At 64.2% G+C, this 6,963-nt stretch carries 5 protein-coding genes and 1 pseudogene; all 6 read right to left on the reverse strand.

What is annotated here, in order from left to right:
- On the reverse strand, window positions 1–816 hold an 816-nt coding region (locus AC2VLV_RS15640), incomplete at its 3' end, for an MCP four helix bundle domain-containing protein (RefSeq protein ID WP_486990855.1).
- Between the two features lie 97 nt (window positions 817–913).
- The gene (locus AC2VLV_RS15645; RefSeq protein WP_486990856.1) at window positions 914–1,996 is read right to left on the reverse strand and encodes a protein-glutamate methylesterase/protein-glutamine glutaminase; all 1,083 of its coding nucleotides are present in this window, start codon (window positions 1,994–1,996) and stop codon (window positions 914–916) included.
- 68 nt (window positions 1,997–2,064) lie between these two features.
- Window positions 2,065–2,616: a chemotaxis protein CheD gene (locus AC2VLV_RS15650; protein WP_486990857.1), complete on the reverse strand. Its 552-nt coding sequence runs from the start codon at window positions 2,614–2,616 to the stop codon at window positions 2,065–2,067.
- A complete protein-coding gene (locus AC2VLV_RS15655; protein WP_486990858.1) occupies window positions 2,613–3,410 on the reverse strand; it encodes a CheR family methyltransferase in 798 nt (265 codons plus the stop codon). The genes AC2VLV_RS15650 and AC2VLV_RS15655 overlap by 4 nt, the downstream gene beginning before the upstream one ends.
- Before the next feature lie 6 nt (window positions 3,411–3,416).
- Window positions 3,417–6,665 carry a putative bifunctional diguanylate cyclase/phosphodiesterase gene (locus AC2VLV_RS15660; protein ID WP_486990859.1) on the reverse strand — a complete coding sequence of 1,083 codons (3,249 nt, stop codon included), beginning with the start codon at window positions 6,663–6,665 and terminating at the stop codon, window positions 3,417–3,419.
- Between the two features lie 83 nt (window positions 6,666–6,748).
- A pseudogene (locus tag AC2VLV_RS15665) lies at window positions 6,749–6,963 on the reverse strand (methyl-accepting chemotaxis protein); the annotation flags it as partial.

Raw genomic sequence — 6,963 nt, forward strand, 5'->3', positions numbered from 1 at the left:
CTGCCCGGTCTCATCCCGGGGGAAGGGCCCCCACGCTTGCGCTTCGCGCTCGCTGCCCCCCGAGGGGGCGCCGCCCGCCTTGAGGCGGCTCTGCGCCAGGCGGGAAGCCACCCGCACCGACAGATCGCCTTCGGCCACGCGCTGGGCGACATGCACCGCCGCGCTCAATGGACGGGTGATGGAGCGGGTGATCCAGAAGCCGCCCACCATTGCCGCGAGGATGAAGCCGATGGTGATCCACAGCGCCTGGCGAACCGCGCTTGCATACTGGGCCTGGCTTTGCGCATACGCCGCCTGCATCTGCGCTTTCTGATGGGCGATCAACGTACCGATGCGCTGGTGCATGGCCAGCACGATGGGCGAGGCCAGTTGGGTGTAGATGGTGCTGGCCTGCGGATAGAGCCCTTGCTGCATCAGACTGATGACCTGCTGCTGCACGCCCCGGTTCTTTGCCATCAAACTGTGGATTTCGGCGAGCTGCGCGTTGACCTCGGCATCCGGCGGCAAGGCTTTCAACGCTTTGAACACTTCGGCCGTGCTGGCGCGATTTTCGGCAAGTTGTTTTTTCAGGGCTTGCTGCGCCTCGGCGTGTGCCGGGTTCAGCAGGGTTTGATAGAGCGCCGCCGTGGTGCTCTGGAAATTGGTGAAAAAAGTGTTGAGCAGGGTAATGCGCTGGCTTTGCACATGCACGATGGCGTCGAGCCGGGCGTTTGACTGTGCCAATTGCTGCTGTGCCAACGCGGCATTGAGCACGATGACGGCCAGCATCCCGAGCAGACCCAGGGTCATGCGGGTGCGAATGCGAAGGTTGTTCATCAGGGTAGCGAGAGAGGTTTTGTTTGATGCCTATGCAACGACACGAGGCCAGTGCCGCTGCATAGGGGAAGACCCCGTGCGGAGCGCGACTTTCGGTTCAACCGCGGCCGTAGTCCACCATAGCCGCGCCGATGTCGCCCAGGGCCAGGCTGCGGTCTGCGGCGCCGAGTTTCACCGCCTCCTTGGGCATGCCATAGACCACGCTGGTGGCTTCGTCTTGCGCCACGGTGCGGGCGCCGGCGTCGTGCATCTCCTTGAGGCCGCGCGCGCCGTCGTCGCCCATGCCGGTGAGGATGATGCCCAGCGCGTTGCGCCCGGCGCATTGCGCGACTGAGCGGAACAGCACATCGACCGAAGGCCGGTGGCGGTTGACCGGCGGGCCATCGCGCACTTCGACGTGGTACTGCGCGCCGCTGCGCCGTACCTGCATGTGGCGGCCGCCCGGCGCGATGAGCACCAGGCCCGGAATCAGCCGGTCGCTGTCGCGCGCCTCGCGCACTTCTAGGGCGCAGACCGAATTCAGGCGCTCGGCAAAGGTGGCGGTGAACTTCTCCGGCATGTGCTGCACCACGGCAATGCCCGGCAGGGTGCGGGGCAGGGTGGTGAGCACGCGCTCAAGCGCCACGGTGCCGCCGGTGGACATGCCCATGGCGATGATCTTTTCCGTGGTGTCGGTCAGCACATGCGCGCTTGGGGTGAACGCGGGCGGCGCTGCAGCCTTGGTCACGCTGACCACGGGCCGCGTTGAGGCGCGCAGACTGCCGGTGTTGGCGCGGGCCGCAGCCTTGATGGTCTGCGTCAGCTCGGTGGTCTGCTCCACCAGAAAGTCCTTCAGGCCCACGCGCGGCTTGGTCACCACGCTGACGGCCCCGGCAGCCAGGGCGTCGAGCGTGATCTGCGCGCCCTTTTCGGTGAGCGTGGAGCAGATCACCACGGGCAACGGATGCTCGACCATGAGCTTCTTGAGGAAGGTGATGCCGTCCATGCGGGGCATCTCCACGTCGAGCACCAGCACGTCGGGCCACAGGCCTAGCTGCATGCGCTGCAGGGCAAAGAGCGGGTCGGGCGCGACGCCGATGACCTCGATGCCCGGATCGCGCAGCAGCACGGCCTGCAGCACCTGCCGCACCACGGCGGAATCGTCGACGATGAACACCTTGACCTTGTCGGACCGAATCATGAAAGCGTCTCCAGTAAAAAGGGCTGTGATGGGCGATGAGCGGGCATGACGGATTTGTTCATACCCTCTTAACCCATGCTTTGCTGCGCGTTCTGGCCCCAGAATTTCAGATAGGCGTCGCCGCTCCAGATCTCGAACAGCACATTGCGGTGGCCTTCGCCGCCCAGATGTTCGGCCTTGAGGCGCAGGCCATGTTGACGCACGAGTTCGCGTCCGCGCAGTACGTTTTTGCACGGCACGTCCAGGCAGCCGTGCTGCACATGCAGGGGCCTTTCTTGCGTGAACATGCGCCCGCCGCCAAACAGCTTGGCCTCGTATTCATCGGGGCGGGTGCCAGCCGCCCGCATGTCGCGCAGAAACAGCAGCATGGCCTCGTCGGCATAGCGGCCATCGAGCGCACGATGCGCGCCATGATGCGCGCCTCGGCCGGGCAGCATGTAATGGCACAGCCCGCCGATTTTCAGTCGCGGGTGCCACACGGCAATCGCCACGCAGGAGCCCAGCAGCGTGCGCACGCGGGTGCTCCCTTCACCGAAATACAGCTCGCCGGGCTGCAGAAAGATTTCCAGCGGCTCTTCCTGCGCCGCTTCGGCAGGCGCGGGCGACAGCGCGGTCTTCATTGCGGCTTGAGATAAACGGCGGGTTGAAGGCTGCGCACCGGCAGATCCAGACCGTTCAGGCTTTCGGAATGACCGATGAACAGATGCCCGCCGGGCCGCAGCACATCGAGCAGCCGACGGCACACCGCGCGCTTGGTATCGGCGTCGAAATAGATCATCACATTGCGCAGCACCACCAGGTCGAACTGGCCGATGTCGGGCAGGGCGGTATTGAGGTTGACGCCCTGAAACCGCACCCGCTCGCGGATGCTGGGCTGCAGCGCAAAGCTGCCCTCCTGCGCCCCAGTGCCCTTCAGGCAGAAAGCTTTGAGGTAAGGCTGAGGAATTTTTTCGGCGCGCTCCATCGGGTAGATGGCGCGGCGCGCCTGCTCGATCACCCGGGTGGAAATGTCGGAGGCCACGATCTCCCACGGCCGCTGCCCCATGCGTTCGGCCAGCACCATGGCGATGCTGTAGGGCTCTTCGCCGCTGGAGCAGGCCGCGCTCCACACCCGGAACGGGCGCGAAGTATCTGCATGCGGAATGATCTGCTCCGACAGATAGGCGAAGTGCCGCGGCTCGCGAAAGAAATAGGTTTCGTTGGTGGTGAGCAGGTCGATGGCCTGCTGGCGCTCGGCGGCGTCTTGCCGCAGGTGCTGCAGATAGTCGGTGAAAGTCGCCAGCCCGAGCGCGTGCAGCCGCTTGGAAAGACGCCCTTCGACCAGCGCCTTTTTCGACGGCGCCAGGGTGATGCCCGCGGCCTCAAACATGAGGCGCGAAAAGCCGCTGAGTTCGGTATCGGTGAGAGTGTGCATGTTCTTTTAGTCAGATGTGTGGGCCTTGGCATCGGCCAGATATTGGGCAAAGCGCTTGGGCGCGACCGCCTGGCTGAACAGCCAGCCCTGGTAGGCCTCGCACCCGAGTTGCTGCAGAAAATCGGCTTGCTCCTGCGTTTCGACGCCCTCGGCGATGACGATCAGGTGCAGGGCCTTTGCCATCGAAATCACCGCGCGCGTAATGGCCGCGTCGTCGGCATCATCGGGCAGGTCTTTGACAAAAGCGCGGTCGAGTTTGATTGTGGTGACGGGCAGGCGCTTGAGCGAGGCCAGCGAGGAGTAGCCCGTGCCGAAATCGTCGATGGAGGTGTTCACGCCAAGCTCGCGCAATTGCACGATCAGACCACTGACATGCTCGGGATCGCGCAGCATCATGCTTTCGGTGATTTCCAGCTCCAGCAGGCCGGGCGCGATGCCCGAGCGCTCCAGGGCCGAAGAGACCTGGCGCAAAATCAGATCGCCCTGCAATTGCCGCATCGAGCAGTTCACGGCGATGGGCAACGGCGTCTTGCCTTGCTGCTCCCATTCTTGAAGCTGCTTGCACACGGCGTTCAGCACCCATTGCCCCACGGGCACGATCAGGCCGGTTTCTTCGAGCAGCGGGATGAACGTGGCCGGAGAAACCAGGCCATGTTGTGGGTGCTGCCAGCGCAGCAAGGCCTCCGCCCCAATCACCTGATGGGTCCGCAGGCAGACCTTGGGCTGGTAGAGCACGAAAAACTGCTCCATGGCGAGGGCGTGGCGCAGATCGGTCTCCATCTCGATGAGCTCGCGCCCGCGCTGGCTCATGTCGGCGGTGTAGAGCAGCGTCCGGCCGGGGGTGTTGGCCTTGCAGCGGTACATAGCCACATCGGCTCGGCTGAACAGTTGCGTGGCCGAGCGCCCATCGCGCGGCGCACGGGCAATGCCCAGGCTGGCGGTGATGAAAATGGTTTGACCATCGAGCACGAAAGGCTCGGTCAGGCTGTTGAGCAGTTGCTCGGAGTGATCGAGCAGGGCCTGCTGATCGGCGGTGCAAGGATGCAGCACCGCGAAGGCATTGCCGCCCCAGCGTGCCAGAAAATCGTCTGGAGCAAGCGCGACCTTCAGCCGCGCCGCGGTTTCGATCAAAAGGTCATCGCCCAGGGCGTGACCAAAGCTGTCGTTGATCTGGCGGAAGCGGTCGATGTCGAGCAGGTAAACGGCCAGTTGGCGGCTCTCGTCCCGGCCGGTTTCGGCTTCGAGCCAGCGCTCAAGGGATTCGATGGCCAGGGTCTGGTTGGGCAGTTCGGTCAGCTCGTCGTGTTCGACCAGCCATTTGAGGCGCCGTTCAGCGGCACGGATCTCCGTGAGGTCGCGCGAGATGGACACCGCGCCCAAGTTCCGGCCCTGCCCATCGCGCAGCGGGGAGCCTGAAAACTGGAAGTAGCCCCAAAGCCCGTCACTGGTCGGAGCGCAATATTCAAGCCCCTGCGTGGTCTCTCCGCGAAGGCCGCGTTCCAGTGGCCGATCTTCGAGCGGGAGGGGTTTGCGATCAAGGGTATAGATCGGACGAAACTCATCGAGTCGGCCCAACTCGGTGGCCGTTTGTCTTGCCAGCGCCGCGCGCGTGGCTGCGTGGTTGGTGTAGATGATCTGGCCGTTCTGGTCGCAGGCATAGATCACGTCTTGGAGATTGTCGAGCACCGCATTCAGAAACGCGGTCTGCCGGATCGCGGCGTCCTTGCGGGCGAGTTCGTCGGTCACGTCGAGGGCGTAGCACACGATGGAGGTCACAGCGCCGTCCTCGTTTTTTACCGGGGAGACATGCCACTGCAGCATGCGGTACTCGCCGTTTTTGTGGCGATAGCGCCGGTGCGCGCAATAGGCGCCCACCTCTGTGTCTGCCATGCCGCCGAGCTGGGCGGCCACGGCGCCCCGGTCGTCTGGATGCAGAAAATCGTCGACCACATGGGGCTGGCGCAGCTCTGCCGACGTGTAGCCCAGCATCTCGCTGAAGGCCGGGTTGAAGTCGAGAATCTCGCCTTGCCCGCTCACCATCAAAATGCCGATTCCGGAATAGTCAAAGGCGTTCTGCACCCGCGCGTTGGCCTGATGCAGCCTCTGGGTCAGCGGACGCAGTTGCCAGCCCAGCACGAGCAGTCCCAGCAGTACCAGACCCGGCACGAACAGCAGCCCGGTTTCGAGCGTATCGACGACCGGGGCATAGAGTTCGGCCGTGGGCACTTCCACCGCCAGGGCCAGCCCGGTTGTGCCGAGCGGCGTGGAGCTGATCAGCCATCGCTGGCCGTCGATTTCCTCAATCGTCGTTGCGGCTTTGCCCTGTGCCCAGCGCACCTCTGTGGGCAGACGCTTGGATGTGAGTAGCGTCGTCTGTTCGCTTTCGCCGGCCTTGCTGGGTAGGCAGATCCAGAGGTTATTCGAGAGGCTGCAGATCTTGATGACAGTATGCCGCGCGCGACGTGTCAGCTCATGCGCGATGCGGCTGGATGCGGGCAGGGGCAGCGAGGCGCTGAAGTGGCCGATGGTTTGGTCGTCCTTGCGGATTGCGAGTTGCGCTTGCAGAAAAAAATCGAGCGTTTCCGGATCGCGTTGCAGCATGATCTGGCTGGCTGGCGGCATGACCGACGCCAGGCTGGGCAGCCCCGGATGGTGCGCAGTGGAGGCTGCACTCGACAGCACGGTTTCGCCCCAGAGATTGGTGATGCTGTATTCGTGCGGCGCCAACAGCGCCATCATGGTGCGCAAATCGGTGAGTTGGCTTTGCAGGTTGGCTGACGGATGCGCGACGCTGCCTTCTTTGCCGGCTTGAAGCGTTTGCAGCGTGCGTACCAGCAAAGGGTTGCGCGAAAACCGCTCCAGCTCCTTGCCGCGAACCTCCATCGCCATGAGCAGGCCGCGGCTGAGCGCGTCGCGGTCGTTCTCCATGCTTTGGGTCAGCCGATCGCGTTCGTGGTCGGCCATCACCAGGGCAGTGAACAGCGCGGTGAGCGAGCTGGCCAGCAACAGAATCACCGCCGCCGTCAACATGAGTTTGCGGTCTGGCCGCTGCCGGTACGCGGCGCGCATCCAGGGAAAGCGATTGCGCACGGCCGTGGCGATGCCAGCGGAAAACAGCAGCGCCGCAGGCTGGTAGGCGCTGGTGGCGCCCGTTCCCCACAGATGCTGTAGCAGCTTCCAGGCGAGCATCAGCACGCCCGCCATCGCAAGGGCGACGATGCTGAGATCGATGAGCAGCGGGGTGATCAGGTGCATGAGCGTGTTGAAGAGTCAGTAGGTTGTCCACAATGGGACGCTCTCCCATGATGGACAACCGGTCAAGAGCGAAGTCAGCCCATTCAGAACCGCACGAATTCCGGCTGCAGTTGCGTGAGCGTCGGCCTAGCGTCTTCGGTAGCCGCCCGGGCCTTGCCCACGGCAGACCGTGCGGCCGGTTTAGCCGCCGCGACCTGCGCCTCCTGGCTGAGCCGGAAGCCCGCCATGCTTTCCTGCAAAGCCTGCGCCTGCGCATTCATTTCTTCAGCCGTCGCCGCGAGTTGTTCCGAAGCCGAAG

It is taken from the genome of Thiomonas sp. TH-17, from assembly GCF_057473305.1.